Source organism: Tardiphaga sp. 866_E4_N1_4 (assembly GCF_052076075.1).
In the GTDB taxonomy this organism is placed as follows: Bacteria; Pseudomonadota; Alphaproteobacteria; order Rhizobiales; family Xanthobacteraceae; genus Tardiphaga; species Tardiphaga robiniae.
The window spans coordinates 1-18203 of the sequence record NZ_CP197242.1 but is presented as its reverse complement, the minus strand read 5'-3'; the positions used below and the strand labels follow the sequence as shown (position 1 = coordinate 18203).

The 18203-nt window shown below is 61.0% G+C and carries 16 protein-coding genes; 12 read left to right on the top strand and 4 right to left on the bottom strand.

Translation table 11 applies throughout. The annotated features are described in order from the left end of the window. Nucleotides 1-173 precede the first annotated feature (173 nt). From AB8B20_RS00080 to AB8B20_RS00035, 10 genes are all read left to right on the top strand, one after another. Nucleotides 174-905, top strand: coding sequence for a GntR family transcriptional regulator (locus tag AB8B20_RS00080; RefSeq protein WP_068730533.1), 732 nt, complete (start codon nucleotides 174-176; stop codon nucleotides 903-905). 85 nt (nucleotides 906-990) lie between these two features. Next, a complete protein-coding gene (gene oxc / locus AB8B20_RS00075) occupies nucleotides 991-2730 on the top strand; it encodes an oxalyl-CoA decarboxylase (RefSeq protein WP_309944581.1) in 1740 nt (579 codons plus the stop codon). A gap of 79 nt (nucleotides 2731-2809) precedes the next feature. Then, the gene (frc, locus tag AB8B20_RS00070) at nucleotides 2810-4087 is read left to right on the top strand and encodes a formyl-CoA transferase (protein WP_439071224.1); all 1278 of its coding nucleotides are present in this window, start codon (nucleotides 2810-2812) and stop codon (nucleotides 4085-4087) included. Nucleotides 4088-4320: 233 nt separating this feature from the next. Then, nucleotides 4321-4458 (top strand): hypothetical protein, encoded by a 138-nt coding sequence (locus AB8B20_RS00065; RefSeq protein WP_199712085.1) that lies wholly within the window; start codon nucleotides 4321-4323, stop codon nucleotides 4456-4458. A 497-nt stretch (nucleotides 4459-4955) separates the two neighbouring features. Then, nucleotides 4956-5969 (top strand): Bug family tripartite tricarboxylate transporter substrate binding protein, encoded by a 1014-nt coding sequence (locus tag AB8B20_RS00060; RefSeq protein ID WP_120290949.1) that lies wholly within the window; start codon nucleotides 4956-4958, stop codon nucleotides 5967-5969. A 90-nt stretch (nucleotides 5970-6059) separates the two neighbouring features. After that, on the top strand, nucleotides 6060-6557 hold the full coding sequence (locus tag AB8B20_RS00055) for a tripartite tricarboxylate transporter TctB family protein (protein ID WP_439071223.1): 498 nt from the start codon (nucleotides 6060-6062) through the stop codon (nucleotides 6555-6557). A gap of 57 nt (nucleotides 6558-6614) precedes the next feature. Continuing rightward, on the top strand, nucleotides 6615-8120 hold the full coding sequence (locus AB8B20_RS00050) for a tripartite tricarboxylate transporter permease (RefSeq protein ID WP_089267113.1): 1506 nt from the start codon (nucleotides 6615-6617) through the stop codon (nucleotides 8118-8120). A 208-nt stretch (nucleotides 8121-8328) separates the two neighbouring features. Next, entirely contained in the window at nucleotides 8329-9618 is a 1290-nt protein-coding gene (gene oxlT / locus AB8B20_RS00045) for an oxalate/formate MFS antiporter (protein ID WP_089267112.1), read from the top strand. Nucleotides 9619-9851: 233 nt separating this feature from the next. After that, nucleotides 9852-11162 carry an oxalate/formate MFS antiporter gene (gene oxlT / locus AB8B20_RS00040; protein ID WP_439071222.1) on the top strand — a complete coding sequence of 437 codons (1311 nt, stop codon included), beginning with the start codon at nucleotides 9852-9854 and terminating at the stop codon, nucleotides 11160-11162. A 272-nt stretch (nucleotides 11163-11434) separates the two neighbouring features. Then, nucleotides 11435-11866, top strand: coding sequence for a CBS domain-containing protein (locus AB8B20_RS00035; protein WP_089267110.1), 432 nt, complete (start codon nucleotides 11435-11437; stop codon nucleotides 11864-11866). Between the two features lie 104 nt (nucleotides 11867-11970). Here AB8B20_RS00035 and AB8B20_RS00030 read toward each other — a convergent pair whose 3' ends face one another. The 4 genes from AB8B20_RS00030 to AB8B20_RS00015 form a co-directional block, all read right to left on the bottom strand. Beyond that, nucleotides 11971-14244, bottom strand: a complete 2274-nt coding sequence (locus AB8B20_RS00030; RefSeq protein WP_439073003.1) for a xanthine dehydrogenase family protein molybdopterin-binding subunit — start codon at nucleotides 14242-14244, stop codon at nucleotides 11971-11973. 41 nt (nucleotides 14245-14285) lie between these two features. After that, nucleotides 14286-15272 (bottom strand): FAD binding domain-containing protein, encoded by a 987-nt coding sequence (locus AB8B20_RS00025; RefSeq protein ID WP_439071221.1) that lies wholly within the window; start codon nucleotides 15270-15272, stop codon nucleotides 14286-14288. After that, the gene (locus tag AB8B20_RS00020; protein ID WP_439071220.1) at nucleotides 15269-15775 is read right to left on the bottom strand and encodes a (2Fe-2S)-binding protein; all 507 of its coding nucleotides are present in this window, start codon (nucleotides 15773-15775) and stop codon (nucleotides 15269-15271) included. Before AB8B20_RS00020 ends, AB8B20_RS00025 begins: the two co-directional genes overlap by 4 nt. A gap of 67 nt (nucleotides 15776-15842) precedes the next feature. After that, nucleotides 15843-16517 carry a MarR family winged helix-turn-helix transcriptional regulator gene (locus tag AB8B20_RS00015; RefSeq protein ID WP_439071219.1) on the bottom strand — a complete coding sequence of 225 codons (675 nt, stop codon included), beginning with the start codon at nucleotides 16515-16517 and terminating at the stop codon, nucleotides 15843-15845. Between AB8B20_RS00015 and AB8B20_RS00010 the strand changes: the two genes are divergently transcribed. Then, complete coding sequence (locus tag AB8B20_RS00010) at nucleotides 16476-17471, top strand: NAD(P)H-dependent flavin oxidoreductase (protein ID WP_439071218.1); 996 nt, start codon at nucleotides 16476-16478, stop codon at nucleotides 17469-17471. The genes AB8B20_RS00015 and AB8B20_RS00010 overlap by 42 nt on opposite strands. 20 nt (nucleotides 17472-17491) lie before the next feature. After that, nucleotides 17492-18203, top strand: a 712-nt coding sequence (locus AB8B20_RS00005; protein WP_441253316.1) for a quinone oxidoreductase family protein, incomplete at its 3' end; no start/stop codon positions are given.

Below are 18203 nucleotides of genomic sequence, written 5' to 3'. Positions count from 1 at the left end.
CGTCTTTTCCAATAGACGGATTGATGGCATTTGGTATGCCAGAAACTTGATTGTCAAGGCGCGTTGCAGCGCAAAATTGCTGAAATAGCTGTCATCTTGACATCCTGGCATCTGGTATGCCAAAAATTCTTGACGTTATTTCTGTGGTAGGACATCTCGACTGGAGATGATTCATGCCCACGCGAAAACAAACCAAGGCGCCGTCCGTCATGTCTGAAGCCGATATTGCGATCGTTCGGATTGCACCGGAGACCAGCTTCAAGACCAAGGCCTATGAAGCCTTGAAAGAAGCCATTCTTAAGATGGACATCTACACCTCACCCGATCCGGTGATGCTTGACGAGCGCGCTCTGTCGGAACGGCTCGGTGTCAGCCGCACACCTATCCGCGAAGCCATTGCGATGCTGGAGCAGGATGGCTTCGTAAAGACTGTGCCACGCCGCGGCATCGTCGTTGTCAGAAAGACCAAGGTCGAGATCGTCGACATGATCCGCGCCTGGGCGGCGCTGGAAAGCATGGCCGCGCGTCTGATCACGACTACCGCACGCAAAAAAGATATCTCGGCGCTGCGCGACTTTTTCAAGGACTTCAACAAGGACCGTCTGCCACAGGACCACGTTGAGGAATATTCGAAAGCGAATATCGCTTTCCACCAGGCACTGATCTCGCTCAGCGAGTCGCCTGTGCTGGTCGATATGACCAACGATATTCTGCTGCATGTGCGTGGCTATCGTCAGCTGACCATCGGACGCACGGACCGTACCGCGACGTCCCTGCCCGAACATCTGGCCATCATCGAAGCGCTTGAGGAGCGCAACACCGAGCTCGCGGAAAAGCGCGCGCGCGATCACACGCTCGGTCTGGCTTCTTATGTCGAAGCCCACGGCCAGGAGTTGTTTACGTAAGCGCCGTCTCGCGACGGTTCACCACTCCGCACCACGTCCAATTGAGCAACGACCAACAGTCACAAGAAAAGTCAGGGAGAGCGGGATGTCCGCAGTAGTCCAGAGCATCGATACCAACGCAGCCGCCGAGCAGGAATTGACCGATGGCTTCCATCTGATCATCGATGCGCTCAAGCTCAATGGCCTCAACACGATCTATGGCGTGCCGGGCATTCCAATTACCGACTTCGGCCGCATGGCGCAGGCCGAGGGCATCCGGGTGCTGTCGTTCCGTCACGAACAGGCCGCCGGCTATGCCGCATCGATCGCCGGCTATCTTACCAAGAAGCCTGGCGTCTGTTTGACCGTGTCGGCACCCGGCTTCCTCAACGGCCTTACGGCGCTGGCCCATGCCACCACCAACTGCTTCCCGATGATCCTGATCTCCGGCTCGTCCGAGCGCGAGATCGTCGACCTGCAGCAGGGCGACTATGAAGAAATGGATCAGCTCGCGATCGCCAAGCCGCTCTGCAAGGCCGCGTTCCGCGTGCTGCATGCGGCCGACATCGGTATCGGCCTCGCCCGCGCGATCCGCGCCGCGGTGTCCGGTCGTCCCGGCGGTGTCTATCTCGATCTGCCGGCCAAGCTGTTCGGTCAGGTGATGAATGCCGATGCAGGCAAGAAGTCGCTCGTGAAGGTGATCGACGCCGCGCCGGCGCAGATCCCTGCCCCGGATTCGATCAAGCGCGCGCTCGACGTGCTAAAATCGGCCAAGAAGCCACTGATCATTCTTGGCAAAGGTGCAGCCTATGCGCAGGCCGACGATGCCGTGAAGGCGCTGGTCGAGACATCCGGCATTCCGTTCCTGCCCATGAGCATGGCCAAGGGTCTTCTGCCTGACACCCATCCGCAGTGTGCGGGTGCTGCACGTTCGACGGTCCTGAAAGACAGCGACGTCGTCATGCTGATCGGCGCACGCCTGAACTGGCTGCTGTCACACGGCAAGGGCAAGGCCTGGGGCAGCGCGCCCAAGAAGTTCATCCAGATCGACATCGAGCCGAAGGAAATGGATTCCAACGTCGAGATCGTCGCGCCCGTCGTTGGCGATATCGGCTCCTGCGTCACTGCCCTGCTCGATGGCATGGGCAAGAGCTGGCAGAAGGCATCGTCCGACTGGACATCGACCGTCACCACGAAGCGCGACGAGAACGTCGCGAAGATGGCGCCAAAGCTGATGAACAACAACTCGCCGATGGATTACCACGGCGCGCTCGGCGTTCTCCGCACCATCATTGCCGAACGCCCCGACGCAATGCTCGTCAATGAAGGCGCCAACACGCTCGACCTCGCCCGCGGCATCGTCGACATGTATCAGCCGCGCAAGCGTATCGATGTCGGCACCTGGGGCATCATGGGCATCGGCATGGGTTATTGCATCGCTGCTGCGGTCGAGACCGGCAAACCTGTCCTCGCGATCGAAGGCGACAGCGCATTCGGTTTCTCCGGCATGGAGGTGGAGACGATCTGCCGCTACAATCTGCCGGTCTGCATCGTTGTCTTCAACAATGACGGCATCTATCGCGGCACCGACGTCAATCCGACCGGCGGTTCCGACGTGGCACCGACGGTCTTCGTCAAGGGCTCGCGCTACGACAAGATGATGGAAGCCTTCGGCGGCATCGGCGTGAACGCGACCTCGCCCGACGAACTCAAGCGCGCCGTCAATGCGGCGATGGATTCCGGCAAGCCGACGCTCATCAATGCGGTGATCGATCCGGCGGCCGGCAGCGAGAGCGGCCGCATCGGCAACCTCAATCCGCAGAGTGTGCTCAGCAAGAAGAAATAACACATCAGGCGGGGTCGCGAGACCCCGTCTCCTTTTCTCATATGCCGAGGCGGCAAAACTAGTTTACGGGAGCAAAACAATGACACAGGCGCTCAAAGGCGTTCGCATTCTGGACTTCACCCACGTTCAATCTGGCCCGACCTGCACGCAGTTGCTGGCATGGTTTGGCGCCGATGTGATCAAGGTCGAACGCCCCGGCGTTGGCGACATCACCCGCGGCCAATTGCAGGACGTGCCGAATGTGGACAGCCTGTATTTCACCATGCTGAACCACAACAAGCGTTCGATCACCCTCGACACCAAGAACCCGAAGGGCAAGGAAGTCCTCACCGCGCTGATGAAAGAGTGCGATGTTCTCGTCGAGAACTTCGGACCCGGCGTGCTCGACCGCATGGGCTTCCCGTTCGAAAAGATTCAGCAGATCAACCCGAAGATGATCGTCGCCTCGATCAAGGGGTTTGGTCCCGGTCCCTATGAGGACTGCAAGGTCTATGAGAACGTCGCGCAGTGCACCGGCGGCGCCGCTTCCACCACCGGCTTCCGCGATGGTCTGCCGCTCGTCACCGGCGCGCAGATCGGCGATAGCGGCACTGGCCTGCATCTCGCCCTCGGCATCGTCACCGCGCTGTATCAGCGCACGCAAACCGGCAAGGGCCAGAAGGTCACCGCCGCGATGCAGGACGGCGTGCTCAACCTGTCGCGCGTCAAGCTGCGCGACCAGCAGCGCCTCGCTCACGGTCCGCTCAAGGAATACAGCCAGTTTGGCGAAGGCATTCCGTTCGGCGATGCCGTGCCCCGCGCCGGCAACGACTCCGGCGGTGGTCAGCCCGGCCGCATCCTGAAGTGCAAGGGCTGGGAAACCGACCCGAACGCCTACATCTACTTCATCACTCAGGCGCCGGTGTGGGAGAAGATCTGCGACGTGATCGGCGAACCGACCTGGAAGACCGACACGGCCTATGCCAAGCCGGCGGTGCGCCTGCCCAAGCTCAACGCGATCTTCGCGCGCATCGAACAGTGGACGATGACCAAGACCAAGTTCGAGGCGATGGAAATCCTGAACCAGGACGACATCCCGTGCGGCCCGATCCTGTCCATGAAGGAACTGGCCGAAGACCAGTCACTTCGTGCGACCGGCACCGTGGTCGAGGTCGATCACCCCGAGCGCGGCAAGTATCTGTCGGTGGGTAATCCGATTAAGCTATCGGAAAGCCCTACCGAAGTGACCCGCTCGCCCCTGCTCGGCGAGCATACCGACGAAATCCTCAAGCAGGTGCTGGGCTTCAGCGATCATCAAGTGGCCGAAATCCACGATTCAGGCGCGCTCGATCCGCCGCGCAAGGTTGCCGCTGAGTAATTTCGCCAGTTATTTCAGATAATTACATGCGAAAGGCCGCCGATTGGCGGCCTTTTTCATTTACGGTGGTCAACGCGGAACTTTAATAAGAGAATCAAATCGATCTATATCGCACTGCAAAATTCTCATGCTGCCATGCAAACAAGACAATTGTCCTTGGCATCTGGTATACGTAAATTGATCCCAGATGACGAGCCGCCAAGACGGGGCGGCCTCCAGCAAAGGATCAAATCATGTCGAAGACTGCTTCTCTCGACCTCGCGACATCCACCAGCTTCTTCGCTCGCTTCATGGCCTCGCTCGATCGCGCGCTGATGGCCAGCGCACGCATCTCGGCCCGCAACGGCGACCTGCCCCGCTTCGGCCTGTAAGGCTGCGACGTCACTACTTTTGCGCGGCCAGCCCGCGCAAAATTCTCTGCGTTCCTCCCGACGACTGGCCCCGGATTTCCGGGGCCTTTTTTTGTTTGTGTAGTTGCATCGCAGCGACGTCTCGCGCTCCCTGCGACATTTCAGCCTCCCCGGCTTTTAACGGCTCTAATCGCTTGCCGCCTGGCATATCGCATACCAAAATGCGCGAACGGTAATGCTTCACGTCTGAATAGAAAGCATACCTGGGGAGGACAAAGGCTGCGCTGCCTTCGCGGGCACGCGATGCCGCATGCGCCATGACAGAGCGATCGAGACCCACTCATCCTTTTTGCAGGCGAGCCGCTTTGTTGCTCGACAGTCTGACGTGCGCATATGGCGCATGCAAGGGCGCGTTTGAACACCTGCAGTCAGGACATTCGAAGGAAGACCCAACCACGCACTGACGATTTCAAAGTCGACGAACGATCGACGCTATCAAAACGAATGGGAGAGAAACAATGAAACGCCTAGGTTCATGTCTCACGCTAGCCGCCGCTGCATCCATTCTCTGCCTGGGAGCGTCTCTCCCGGCATCTGCTGCATGGGAGCCGACGCGCCCCGTCGAATTGATCGTTCCCGCGGGCACCGGCGGCGGCGCCGATCAGATGGCGCGCACCATTCAGGGCATCATCACCAAGCACAGTCTGATGAAACAGCCGCTTGTCGTCATCAACAAGTCGGGAGGCGCGGGCGGTGAAGGTTTCCTCGACGTGAAGTCGGCGAACAACAATCCGCATAAGATCATCATCACGCTCTCTAACCTATTCACGACACCGCTCGCCACCGGCATTCCCTTCAACTGGAAGGATCTCACCCCGGTCGCGATGCTGGCACTGGACGAGTTCGTGCTGTGGGTAAATGCCGACAAACCGTACAAGACGGTAAAGGACTATATCGACGCCGTGAAGGCCGCACCGGCCGGCACGATCAAGATGGGCGGCACCGGCTCGAAGCAGGAAGACCAGATCATCACGGTCGCAGTTGAGAAAGCGATCGGCAGCAAGTTCACTTACATCCCTTACAAGGGCGGCGGTGAAGTCGCAGTGCAGCTCGTTGGCCAGCATGTCGATTCAACCGTGAACAATCCGATCGAAGCTGTTGCGCAATGGCGCGGCGGCAAGGTGCGTCCGCTCTGCGTCTTCGACAGCAAGCCGATGGCCTATGACGAGCAGGTTGCCGACGGCAAGGGCTGGAAGGACATTCCGACCTGCAAGTCACAGGGGCTCGACATCGAATATGTGATGCTGCGTGGCATCTTCATGGGGCCGAAAGCAACCAAGGATCAGATCGACTACTATGTCGAGCTGTTCAAGAAGGTCCGCGCGACGCCTGAGTGGCAGGACCTGATGAAGAGCGGCGCCTTCAACACGACCTTCATGACCGGTGGTGACTACGCCAGCTGGGTTGGCACCGAAGAGAAGCGCCACGAGACGCTTATGAAGGAAGCCGGCTTCCTCGCGCAAGGCAACTGACGCGGGCACCATGACGCCGGACCTGATCGCACATCAGGTCCGGCGCATGCAACACGCTGATCGACGCTGATCTCTCACACAGAGTTGTCCATGACCACGCAGCAATCTCACAACGCAGGCCCGTCTCACAAATCGGTCGAAGCCGGCGTCACCACCGTCATCGGCCTGTTCGGCGCCATTGTCGTCTATGGCAGCGTCAAGGCCGGCATCAACTGGGGCGCAGAGGGACCGAAAGCCGGATTCTTCCCGTTCTATATCGGGCTGTTCATTATCATCTCCAGCCTCGTCAATATTTGGAACGCGCTGCGCGAGGACGACGGCAGCCTGTTCGCCGAATGGGGCCAGCTGCGCCAGGTCTTCAGTGTCGTCATTCCCACCGGCATCTATGTCGGCGTCCTGCCGTTCATCGGACTCTACGTGTCGTCGATGATCTTCATCGCATGGTTCATGCGTTGGCTCGGCAAATATGAGTGGCCGATCATCGCCGCGATCTCTCTTGGCATGCCTGTCGTCACCTACCTGATCTTTGAACGCTGGTTTCTCGTGCCGCTCCCCAAAGGGCCCCTCGAGGATCTGCTCGGTCTCTGATTTCCGCGATCTTTAATTCCGTTGCGTCTGCCGGTCTCTTTCTGAGGACTACTCGAAATGGAAGAAATTGCTAATCTGTTCCAGGGCTTTGCGGTCGCGCTGCAGCCATTCAACATCGCGGTGATGGTGCTCGGCATCGTGCTTGGCGTCATCATCGGCGTGCTGCCCGGCCTTGGCGGCGCCAATGGCGTTGCGATCCTGCTGCCCCTCACCTTCAGCATGCCGCCGACATCGGCCATCATCATGCTGTCCTGCATCTATTGGGGCGCATTGTTCGGAGGTGCGATCACCTCGATCCTGTTCAACATCCCCGGAGAGCCATGGTCGGTGGCCACGACATTCGACGGCTATCCGATGGCGCAGCAGGGCAAGGCTGCCGAAGCACTGACAGCCGCCTTCACCTCCTCTTTCGTTGGCGCACTGTTCGCCGTCGTCATGATCACCCTGGTCGCGCCGCTGGTCGCAGGCTTCGCCTTACGATTCGGGCCCGCGGAGAAATTCGCGGTCTATTTCCTGGCATTCTGCAGTTTCGTCGGGCTGAGTAAGGAGCCGCCCTTCAAGACCATTGCGGCGATGATGATCGGCTTCGCTCTCGCCGCCGTCGGCCTCGATTCAATCACGGGACAACTGCGACTCACGTTTGGCTCGACCGAGCTCCTCAATGGCTTCGACTTCCTGATCGCAGTCATCGGCCTGTTCGGTCTTGGCGAAATCTTCCTCACGATGGAGGAAGGCCTGCGCTTCCAGGGCGGCAAGGCGAAGATCGATCTTCGCGTCGTGCTCCGTACCTGGATGAGCCTGCCGCAATACTGGATGACGTCGCTGCGCTCCTGCGTCATCGGCTGCTGGATGGGTGTTACGCCGGCAGGCGCAACACCCGCGTCCTTTATGAGTTACGGCATCGCCAAGCGCGTCTCCAAGAACGGCAACAATTTCGGCAAAGGCGAGATCGAAGGCGTCATCGCTCCGGAAACGGCCGCGCATGCCGCCGGTACCGCAGCCCTGCTTCCGATGCTCTCACTCGGCGTCCCCGGTTCGCCAACTGCCGCTGTGCTTCTTGGTGGTCTACTGATCTGGGGCCTGCAGCCTGGCCCGATGCTATTCGTCGAGCAGAAGGAGTTCGTCTGGGGCCTGATCGCCTCGATGTATCTCGGCAACCTCGTCGGCCTGATCATCGTGCTGACCTGCGTACCGATCTTCGCAGCAATCCTGCGGGTTCCATTCAGCATCATCGCACCTCTTATCCTGGTGCTCTGTGCGATCGGAGCTTACTCCGTCCACAACTCGACCTTCGACGTGGTGATGATGCTGGTATTCGGAATCATCGGTTACGCACTGAAGAAGTGTAACTATCCCCTCGCCCCGCTGGTGCTGGCCATTGTGCTTGGCGACAAGGCCGAGGAAGCCTTCCGTCAGTCGCTGCTGGGGTCGCAGGGATCGCTCGGGATCTTCTTCTCGAACACACTGGTCAGCAGCATCATGATCCTCGGCCTGATCGCGCTGTTCTGGTCGGTGATCCAGAACGGCTTCACCCGGCTGCGTACTCGCACTGCAGCAGCGTAAGTAACGATACAAATAACTGTTAAACCCAAAAGCCGGCGGTCTGGACCGCCGACTTTGTGCTGTCTTGTAGTATCGCAGTACAGCATTCAGTCATGCGAAACTTGCAGCGGCAAATTGGCAAGATTTCGCTTGTTAGTTGGCATATCATATACCAAACTATCCTTCGCAGCTGTCGAGCTCTCAATAGAACAGCGCTTTAGGAGGAACTATGACTGATGCAGTTCACGGGGTGGCGCCAGCTGCCGCACGTGTCAGCGATGCCTACCGCTGGACACAACTCGCCATCGGCGTTGGCGCGATGGTGATGATCGCCAACTATCAATACGGCTGGACGTTCTTCGTCCCCGACATCCAGAAGAAGTTCGGCTGGGATCGTGCGTCGATCCAGTGGGCCTTCACCCTCTTCGTTCTGTTCGAGACCTGGCTGGTGCCCGTCGAAGGATGGTTCGTCGATAAGTACGGCCCGAAGCTCGTCGTCCTTATCGGCGGCATCCTCTGCGGCATCGGCTGGGCGATCAATGCACAGGCGGAAACGCTCAACGGCTTCTATCTCGGCATGATCGTTGCGGGCATCGGCGCTGGCGGCGTCTACGGCACCTGCGTCGGCAATGCGCTGAAGTGGTTTCCTGACAAGCGCGGCCTCGCGGCTGGCATCACCGCCGCAGGCTTTGGTGCCGGCTCCGCCCTCACGGTCGCGCCGATCCAGGCCATGATCCAGGATTCCGGCTTCCAGACCGCATTTCTGTATTTCGGTCTCGGGCAAGGCATCATCATCGTGATCCTCTCCTTCTTCCTGTTCGCACCAAAGGCTGGACAGGTACCGGCGGTCACGCAGAACGCCAACGTTATCCAGACCCGCCGCAACTACGCGCCGACAGAAGTCATCCGCCATCCGATCTTCTGGCTGATGTACTTCATGTTCGTGATCGTCGGCGCCGGCGGCCTGATGGTGACGGCCAACCTGAAGCCCATTGCGGCCGACTGGAAGATCGACAACGTACCCGTCACGCTGATGGCGATGACGATGACGGCGGTCACCTTCGCAGCCACCATCGACCGCGTACTCAACGGCCTGACACGCCCGTTCTTCGGCTGGATCTCCGACATGATCGGCCGCGAGAACACGATGTTCATCGCCTTCGGCATGGAAGGCGTCGGCATCTGGGCGCTGTACATGTGGGGTCACGATCCGCTGTGGTTCGTGCTGTTGTCGGGCTTCGTGTTCTTCGCCTGGGGTGAGATCTATTCGCTCTTCCCATCGACTTGCACCGATACCTTCGGCTCCAAGTTCGCAACGACCAATGCCGGCCTGCTCTATACGGCAAAGGGGACGGCAGCACTTCTGGTGCCGGTCGCGAACTACATGCAGCAGTCGTCGGGCACGTGGGACAGCGTCTTTCTCATTGCAGCCGGCGCCAATATCCTGGCATCACTGCTCGCCATTGCGGTGTTAAAGCCTTGGCGTAAGGTCGTCGTCAGCAAGGCGCTGGCGACCTAAAAAACGCAAAAAGCCTCAAGAAAACAACGCGCTCAGCTCCGGCTGGGCGCGTTTTGCGTGGGCGATGCGCTGCTCGCCAAGGCGTGATCGCCTTCACGCAACAATCTGCCAAGACCACCTTGCATCGTGGAATATAATATACCAGTCTCCGACCAAGCGACGCCTGCGGCAATACGCCACAACCTTAGCGACACCACGCCGCAAGGGAAAAAGCGCGCATCGGAGGAAACACGATGGCTCAGCCAGACTTCACCACCGCGTCCAACCCACCCGGCAGCTTCCGCTGGATCCAACTCGTGATGGGCATCGTCTGCATGGCGATGATCGCCAATCTGCAATACGGATGGACGCTGTTCGTCGATCCGATCGACGCCAAGTATCACTGGGGTCGCGCCGCGATCCAGCTTGCCTTTACTCTGTTCGTCGTCGTCGAGACCTGGCTGGTGCCGGTCGAAGCGTGGTTCGTCGACAAATACGGTCCCCGCGTCGTCATCATGTTCGGCGGAGCCATGATCAGCCTCGCCTGGGTGCTGAACTCCTATGCGGACTCACTGGTGATGCTTTACACCGGCGCCGTCGTCGGTGGCATCGGCGCCGGTTCGGTCTACGGCACCTGCGTCGGCAATGCTCTGAAGTGGTTTCCCGATCGCCGCGGCCTCGCTGCGGGCGCCACGGCGGCAGGCTTCGGCGCTGGCGCTGCGATCACCGTCGTTCCGATTGCGCATATGATTGCCGAGAGCGGCTATCAGCACGCCTTCTTCACCTTCGGCATCGGCCAGGGCGTGATCGTGTTCATGCTCGCCTTCTTCATGCGTCCGCCTGGGCAGGCCGTGCCGGTAACGAGGAAACAACTCAATCTGCCGCAGACAAAGACGGATTTCACGCCGCCGCAAGTCCTGCGCAGCCCGATCTTCTGGGTCATGTATCTGGTCTTCGTGATGGTCGCCGCCGGTGGCTTGATGACCGCAGCGCAGATCGCGCCCATCGCGCATGACTACAATATTGCGAATTCTCCGGTGACATTAGCCGGCTTCCAGATGGCAGCACTGACCTTCGCCATTTCGCTCGATCGCATCTTTGACGGGTTCGGCCGCCCGCTCTTCGGTTGGTTGTCGGATCAGATCGGTCGTGAACACACCATGTTCATCGCCTTCGGCACCGCCGCGCTGATGCTGCTGACGCTGTCGGCCTATGGCCACAACCCACTCGTCTTCGTACTGGCGACTGCGGTCTATTTCGGCGTGTTCGGTGAGATCTACAGTTTGTTCCCGGCAACATCAGGCGATACGTTCGGTGCAAAATATGCCGCGACGAATAACGGCATGCTCTACACCGCAAAGGGCACGGCGGCATTGTTGGTACCGCTCGCGAGCCTGATTGCAGCGAGCTATGGATGGCAGGCCGTGTTTGTGATCGCCGTTGCACTCAATGCCACGGCTGCATTGCTCGCTTTGTTCGTCATCAAGCCGATGCGGCGCGCATTCATTCTGGGAAGCGAACCTGTGGTGACGGAAGCGGCACCGCAGAGCGCCAAAACCGCCTGATCGATCGGGCTATGCCGAGAAGGGTCGCACGCGAGTGCGCCCCTTCTTTCATGCCCAATTGGCATGCCAGACCTCCAACTGGATTCGCGGGTGCGATAGAAGCACGTCGAAAAACACGCGCCACGCAGCAATAAACGTCAGAAATACTGACTTTCTTTCTTGACCACCGGGCTTCGATATCCTCGTTTCCGCGTTGACAACTGGCATACCGTATACCAATCTTGCGCCTACAAGATCGATCCTCAGCCGATCAGCCAAGGGAGGTTATTGCCATGCAAGTCGGAGATATCCTGCGTAGGAAGAGCACCCGTATCGCCACTGTCCGCATGAACGAGACCGTCGCCATCGCGGCGCAGTTGCTCCGGACGGGCAATATCAGCGCACTGGTCGTGAAGGACGTGTGCCGCACCGAGGGCAACACCGCTGTCGGCATGTTCTCGGAACGCGACGTGGTGCGCGCGATCGCCGAACACGGCGCCGCCGGCGTCAATCGCAAGGTCTCGGATATGATCTCGGTCCAGGAATTGATTTCCTGCCACTCGACCGACACGCTCGAACATGTGCGACACCTGATGAACAAGCATCACATTCGGCACGTCCCGGTCATCGACGATCACACGCTGATCGGTGTGATCAGCATCCGCGACATCAGCAGGGCGCTCGACCATGAGGATGCACCGCAAGCGCATGCAGCGGTCGCCTGAGGCCTAGCCTCAAGCTCACTTCGCGTTTCATACCGGTATCGACACGGACCGCCAGCGGTCCGTGATGCCAGTTCTTTTGCCTTGTCCGCGCTGCGGGCGATCCTTCAATCGCTGAGCAGCTTGTCCGGCGTCAGCGGCAGATCGCGGACGCGTTTTCCGGTCGCGTTGAACACAGCATTGGCGATGGCGGCGGCAACACCGGCGATGCCGATCTCGCCGATCCCGCGCGCCCCCATCGGCGTGCGAGGGTCCGGAATGTCGGTCCACAACACATCGATCTCCGGCACGTCGAGATGTACGGGCACGTGATAGTCCGTCATCGACGCACTCATGATCCGCCCGTTACGTTTGTCGAGTAGCGTCTCTTCGGTGAGCGCCATACCAAGCCCCATGATCATGCCGCCGCGAAACTGGCTGGTCGCCGTCTTGGGATTGAGGATGCGGCCGCAATCGAACGCTCCAACAAGACGGGTGACCCGGACCTCGCCGGTCACCTCGCTAACGCGGAGTTCACAAAAGATGGCCGATCGGCTGTGCATGGAGAATTTCAGGATTTCGAGCGGTGCCCCGCTCTCTCCCATCGCGCTGATCTCGCTGCGCGACGCGCGCTCGAGGATCGACGCGAAGCTCTCGTAGCGCGATGGCTCGCCGATCTTGCGGAGGCCGTGATTGGCGAATTCGATCTCGTTCGCCCGCAATCCCGCCAGCGGCGTGTCGTTACCAGCCAGCCGCAGCAGATCTCCGGCCAGTTTCACGCTGGCCGCGTTGATCGCGGCGCCGAGCGAAGCTGTCTGCGATGAGCCGCCCGCAAAGCTGCCGAAAGGCAGATCGGTGTCGCCGATCCGCACGGTGACGTGATCGAGCGGCAAACCGAGACGATCCGCAGCATGCTGTCGCTGCACCGTCGCAGTGCCCATGCCCATCTCATGCGCGGCACTCGACACCGTGGCGTGGCCATTGCTGTCGATCGTGATTCGCGCCGACATGCCAGGCATGCGCACATAGGGGAAAGAGCCGGTGGCACAGCCCATGCCGATCAGCCATTCGCCGTCCTGACGCGACTTTGGTGTCGCCGCGCGGCGATCCCAATCGAACTTTTTCGCGCCGAGCTCATAGGCCAGCGTCAGGTCACTTTGGGAATGCGGCGCACCGCTGACCGGATCGGTATCGCCGATATTGCGCAGCCTCAATGCGATCGGATCGATGCCGAGATCATGCGCGAGCTCGTCCATCGCGCTCTCGATGGCAAAGGTGCCGACCGCCTCGCCGGGCGCGCGCATGAATGTGTTGGCCAGCAGATCGAGATCGAGCGTGTGCTGCACGATATCGTAGCTCTCCGATTCATAAAGCGAGCGGCCTGACAGGGTGAAGGCCTCGTCGCAGACGCTATGCGGGGGTTTGACGGAGAAACCTTGATGCAACAGTGCCTTCAGCTTTCCGGTCGCATCGGCGGCCAGCGCCACGCGCTGCTCGGTCTGGCTCCGGCCGCCGATCAATCGATGCATGCTGGCACGCGACAATGCGATCCGCACCGGCCGGCCCGCGAGTTTCGATGCTGCAGCGCCCAGTATCTGGTGATCCCACAGCGCCTTGCCACCGAAAGCGCCGCCGACGAAGGGGGAGCTGACAAAGACCTGCGTATCCTTGATGCCGAACACTTTGGCGAGCGAACCCGCGGTGCCATTGAGCATCTGCGTCGCGTCATGCACGATCAGGCGGTCGCCTTGCCAGGTAATCGTCGCGGCATTGGGCTCGATCGGATTGTGATTATGCCAGGGCGTCCGATAGACCGCATCGACACTGCCCACGGCATTTCGAAATGCCGCGTCCGTATCGCCGCGCTTCAGCCGGTTGCGTTCGATCATCAGCGAGTCCGGCGTCGTCGCGTCAGCCTTGGCATCCTCGAACCGGGTGCGTGCGGCAGCTTGCTCGTAACGAACCACAATAAGCGACGCCGCATGGTTCGCCTGCTCCTGGGTCTCGGCCAGCACCAGAGCGACCGTCTGCCCGTTCCAGCGGATGTCTGCATCCTGCATGATCGGGAGAATGTTGTTTCCTGCGGCCTTGAGATTGGTCATGCCGATCGGCGGCGGCAGCGCCAGTTTCGGCGCATTGCGATGGGTCATCACCAACACCACGCCCGGTGCGGCTTCCGCGGCAGCAAGATCGAGTTCGGTGATCTTGCCGCGCGCGATGGTCGAATGCACGCAGGCTGCATAGACCAGCCCGTCCATTCGCACTTCCGCAGCAAAGCGTGCAACGCCCTGCACTTTGTCGGGACCATCGACCCGCGACTGCTGCGTGCCGAGGGTGACGCGCTTATCGATCAGCGGATCGCGCGTGCCGCCCGGCAGCCAGCTCGATGGCACATAGCCCATCGCCGTGCGAACACCACCGACGATCGCGTTTTGCAGCTTGCTCATGCGCCTGCTCCTGTCAGATCGCCGAGAACGGCGGCCATGGTTCGCTTTGCGAGTTCGATCTTGAAAGCGTTGGCTTCGGTGGGTTTAGCCGCAGCGAGTTCGACATCAGCGGCGCGCAGAAGGTTCTCCCGGGTCGGCGCCTCGCCGCGCAGGACGTCTTCGGCCTGCAAAGCGCGCCATGGCTTTGCGGCGATACCGCCCAGAGCAATCCGTACGTCCCTGATCCGGCCGTCGGCGACATCCAGCCCCGCGGCGACGGACACCAGCGCGAAAGCGTAGCTCGAACGATCGCGGACCTTGCGATAGCGCGAATTGGCTGCGGCAGCGCTGGGGGATATCGCGATTGCGGTGATCAGCTCGCCGGGCCGCAAAACGGTCTCGATGTGCGGCGTCGTCCCCGGCAGTTGATGGAAATCCAGCAGCGGCACGCTGCGTGGGCCCATTGGGCCATCAAGATGCACGATTGCATCCAGCGCCGCGAGCGCCACGCACATGTCCGACGGAAGCGTCGCGATACAATGCTCGGAAGTGCCGAGGATCGCATGATTGCGGCTGAGGCCGTCGATGGCATCGCAGCCGGCTCCGGGATCACGTTTATTGCATCGTGATCCCGCAGCGTCGTAAAAATACGAGCAGCGCGTTCGTTGCATCAGGTTGCCGCCGACGGTGGCCATGTTGCGGATTTGTGCCGACGCGCCGGCCAGCAGCGCGCGGGACAGCATCGGATAATGCGCACGCACGACGGGATGCGCGGCCAGCGCGCTGTTGCGAACGGCGGCGCCGATGATCAGGCCGCCTTCGGAGGTCACATCGATAGTAGCAGGCAATCGGCTGACATCGACCAGCGCCGCGGGCGCTTCGATATTCTGCCGCATCAGATCGACGAGATTGGTGCCACCGCCGAGAAAGCGGCAGTGGCCGGCTGCAGCGAGCGACAGGGCTTCAGTCTGGTCGGCGGCGCGCCTATAATCGAACGGCGTCATGCGGCGTCTCCAACCAGCTGTTCTTCGATCGCTTCGACAATGCCGTGATGGGCGCCACAGCGGCACAGATTGCCGCTCATGCGCTCGCGGATTTCTTCGCGGGTGGTGCTGCCCAGCCCTGCAACGAGATCGGCGGTGACATAACTGGGATCGCCGCGGCGCATCTCGCCGAGCATCGCGACCGCCGAGCAGATCTGCCCGGGCGTGCAATAGCCGCACTGCAAGCCATCGTGCTCGATGAATGCGCGCTGCAGGGGATGCATGTCACCCCGCTTGCTCAGGCCTTCGATGGTGGTTACCGCGCTCCCGTCCGCCTGCACCGCAAGTGTCAGACAGGACAGCACCCGCTCGCCATCGAGAATGACGGTGCAGGCGCCGCAGGCGCCCTGATTGCAGCCCAGCTTGGTGCCGGTTAGGCCGATCCGTTCACGCAGAAGGTCGAGCAGCGAAACCCGGGGATCGTCGGGCAACGAGTAGTCCGTACCATTGATGGCGATGGCCATGAGCGCCTCCGTCAGGAACCGGCTTACGGCCGGCGGCACGCTCAAGATATTACGAACTTCGTAATGTTCAAGTTTCGTTGTCAGCGATTTTTTCCGTCAACCGGATCAATTCGTTACGCTCGATCGGGTCGAGTGACCGCAGCATCATCTGACAGGCCGCGCGATAGCCGGCGACCTGTTCTTCCACCACCTGCTTGCCCTTCTCGGTCGCGGTCAACGCCACGGACCGGCGATTGTCTTCGGGCCGGCGACGCTCGACCAGGGCCTTTTTGACGAGCCGGTCGATGGCAGAGGACATGGTGGTCATGGCGACATTGAGATAGCGGGCGACGTCGCCTATCAAGCAGCCGGGATTGTCACCGACAAACACCAGCGTCTGCGCGTCGAGCGCATTGAGCGCGTTGTCGGCGGCAGCGGCTGCCTCCGCGACTTTGAATTTGCGCGTAAAACGTTCGAAGGCGCGCGTGAGTTGTTCGATCTGTTGCGGGGTCGGCTCGGTCATGCGCGGGAGAAAAGCATGTTCGCGCCGCGAGTTCCAGCGATCACGACGGCACGCCCCACGCATCAGACCTGCATCGGCGGCGCATGGGGCCGTATCCCGTGGCGGTAGACATTGCTGCGCCCCACCGGCATCCTTCGCCCCGAACAAGCAAGAACCATTCGGCGCCAAGCGCGTCTCCGGGGAAACAAGAGGACCATCATGATCAAGACGCGCTTTACCGAGCTCGTGGGTGTCGAACACCCGATCGTCCAGGGCGGCATGCAGTGGGTCGGCCGCGCCGAGCTCGTCGCCGCAGTGGCCAATGCCGGCGCGCTCGGCCTGATCACCGCACTGACCCAGCCGACGCCGGAAGACCTCACCAAGGAAATCGCGCGCTGCCGCGACATGACCGACAAGCCGTTCGGCGTGAACCTGACCATTCTGCCAACCATCAAGCCGCCACCCTATGCGGAATATCGCCAGGCCATCATCGAGGCCGGCATCAAGGTGGTCGAGACTGCCGGCAACAAGCCGCAGGAACACGTCACCGAATTCAAGAAGCACGGCATCAAGGTCATCCATAAATGCACCAGCGTGCGCCACGGCCTTTCCGCCGAGCGCATGGGCGTCGATGCGATCTCCATCGACGGCTTCGAATGCGCCGGCCATCCCGGCGAGGACGACACTCCTGGCCTGATCCTGATCCCGGCCGCGGCCGACAAGATCAGGATCCCGATGATCGCCTCGGGCGGCTTCGGCGACGGCCGCGGCCTTGTCGCCGCGCTGGCGCTTGGTGCCGAGGGCATCAACATGGGCACGCGCTTCATGTGCACCAAGGAAAGCCCGATCCATCAGCTGGTGAAGGAGCGCATCGTCGCCAATGACGAGCGCGAGACCGACCTGATCTTCCGCACCATGCGCAACACCTCGCGCGTCGCCAGGAACGCGGTGAGCAAACAGGTCGTCGCCATGGAGAAGGAAGGCGCCACTTTTGAGCAGATCAAGGAACTTGTCGCCGGCGCCCGCGGCAAGCTGGTCTATTCGCACGGCGATGCCGAAGACGGCATCTGGTCGGCCGGCCAGGTCCAGGGCCTGATCCACGACATCCCGAGCTGCCAGGAACTCGTGTCGCGCATCATGCATGATGCCGAGACGATTATTCGCGCACGCTTCGAAGCCATGCTTGATGGCAGCCAGCGCCAAGCCGCTGAATAGACGGAACGGAAAGCAGAGCCATGAAAGCTTATGTCTACGGCGCCAATGGCGCTGCGATCGGTGATGCCCCGAAGCCCTCGCCCACCGGCACGCAGGTGCTGGTCAAGGTGAAAGCCTGCGGCCTCAACCGCGCCGACCTCGGCATGACCAAAGGCCATGTCCACGGTGCTGCCGGCGGCGTCGGTACGGTGCTGGGAATGGAATGGGCCGGTGAGATCGCCGAACTCGGCCCGGAGGCCAAGGACGTCAAAGTCGGGGATCGCGTGATGGGGTCCGGCGGTGCGGCCTTTGCCGAATTCGCCGTGACCGATCACGGCCGGCTGTTCCACATGCCAGCCAGCATGAGTTTCGAGGATGCCTGCACCCTGCCCGTCGCCATCACCACGATGCACAATGCGCTCATGACCAATGGCGGACTGCAGCCCGGCCAATCGGTCCTGATCCAGGGCGCCAGCTCCGGCGTCGGCCTGATGGCGCTGCAGATCGCCAGGCTCAAGGGCGCAAAGACGGTGATCGGCTCATCGACCGACGCCGCACGTCGCGCCCGGCTGAAGGATTTTGGCGCCGACCTCGCCATCGATTCGAAGGATGCCGGCTGGGTCGATCAGGTGCTCAAGGCCACGGACGGCGACGGCGTCGATCTGATCGTCGACCAGATCTCAGGGCCCGTCGCCAACCAGAACCTGAAAGCCACGAAAGTGATGGGACGCATCGTCAATGTCGGCCGCCTCG

Excerpts from the sequence above, each read along its gene's own strand:
- AB8B20_RS00080 (WP_068730533.1), top strand. The coding sequence starts at position 174 with ATGCCCACGCGAAAACAAACCAAGGCGCCGTCCGTCATGTCTGAAGCC.
- oxc (WP_309944581.1), top strand. The coding sequence starts at position 991 with ATGTCCGCAGTAGTCCAGAGCATCGATACCAACGCAGCCGCCGAGCAG.
- frc (WP_439071224.1), top strand. The coding sequence starts at position 2,810 with ATGACACAGGCGCTCAAAGGCGTTCGCATTCTGGACTTCACCCACGTT.
- AB8B20_RS00065 (WP_199712085.1), top strand. The coding sequence starts at position 4,321 with ATGTCGAAGACTGCTTCTCTCGACCTCGCGACATCCACCAGCTTCTTC.
- AB8B20_RS00060 (WP_120290949.1), top strand. The coding sequence starts at position 4,956 with ATGAAACGCCTAGGTTCATGTCTCACGCTAGCCGCCGCTGCATCCATT.
- AB8B20_RS00055 (WP_439071223.1), top strand. The coding sequence starts at position 6,060 with ATGACCACGCAGCAATCTCACAACGCAGGCCCGTCTCACAAATCGGTC.
- AB8B20_RS00050 (WP_089267113.1), top strand. The coding sequence starts at position 6,615 with ATGGAAGAAATTGCTAATCTGTTCCAGGGCTTTGCGGTCGCGCTGCAG.
- oxlT (WP_089267112.1), top strand. The coding sequence starts at position 8,329 with ATGACTGATGCAGTTCACGGGGTGGCGCCAGCTGCCGCACGTGTCAGC.
- oxlT (WP_439071222.1), top strand. The coding sequence starts at position 9,852 with ATGGCTCAGCCAGACTTCACCACCGCGTCCAACCCACCCGGCAGCTTC.
- AB8B20_RS00035 (WP_089267110.1), top strand. The coding sequence starts at position 11,435 with ATGCAAGTCGGAGATATCCTGCGTAGGAAGAGCACCCGTATCGCCACT.
- AB8B20_RS00030 (WP_439073003.1), bottom strand. The coding sequence starts at position 14,244 with ATGGGCTATGTGCCATCGAGCTGGCTGCCGGGCGGCACGCGCGATCCG.
- AB8B20_RS00025 (WP_439071221.1), bottom strand. The coding sequence starts at position 15,272 with ATGACGCCGTTCGATTATAGGCGCGCCGCCGACCAGACTGAAGCCCTG.
- AB8B20_RS00020 (WP_439071220.1), bottom strand. The coding sequence starts at position 15,775 with ATGGCCATCGCCATCAATGGTACGGACTACTCGTTGCCCGACGATCCC.
- AB8B20_RS00010 (WP_439071218.1), top strand. The coding sequence starts at position 16,476 with ATGATCAAGACGCGCTTTACCGAGCTCGTGGGTGTCGAACACCCGATC.